General features: G+C 43.9%; 1 protein-coding gene and 1 pseudogene. Both read right to left on the reverse strand.

Going from position 1 to position 522, the window contains the following annotated elements; translation table 11 throughout:
• Nucleotides 1–145: pseudogene (locus tag R7R78_RS29345) on the reverse strand (HlyD family secretion protein); the annotation flags it as partial.
• Nucleotides 146–148: 3 nt separating this feature from the next.
• Nucleotides 149–522, reverse strand: a 374-nt coding sequence (locus R7R78_RS29350; RefSeq protein WP_225474993.1) for a TolC family protein, incomplete at its 5' end; no start/stop codon positions are given.

Genomic DNA, 522 nt, shown 5'->3' on the forward strand with positions numbered 1-522 from the left:
AAATGCTGTATTGCTGAGCTTCAATCAAACCTTGTAAGCGAACTGGTTCTGGCTGATAAGCTTGGTAAAACTGATAGCCAACCCAAGAAGCCACACCCAAGGCGCAAATTGAAAGTAGAACGGGTTTTAAAGATTTTGCTGCCATGACTTATTTAACCTCTTTGGATATTTTCGCTGGGGCGTAAGCGGTATTTTGATATTGTTCGAAGCTGTTCATTTCACTGCTTAATGCTAATAGTTTGGTTAGTGAAATCAGATAGCGGAAGCGCGCCGCCGAACGTTGAGTTTCGATACTGGCGACATAAAGCTGAGCGTCAACCACATCGAGAGAAGAAGAAAGACCTTGAGTGAATGCCTTCTCTCGCAGAAGCAGGTTTTCATTGGCTAGTGCGATGCTGGATTCTAAGCCTTGCACTTCATCAATCGCTTGCTGCGCTTCTAGATACGTTTTCTGCACAAGTAAAGACAAGTCTTGTTTGGCTTGAGGTTTACGAGCATCAACTTGAGATACAACGCTTTGTG

Source organism: Vibrio sp. 2134-1 (assembly GCF_033339495.1).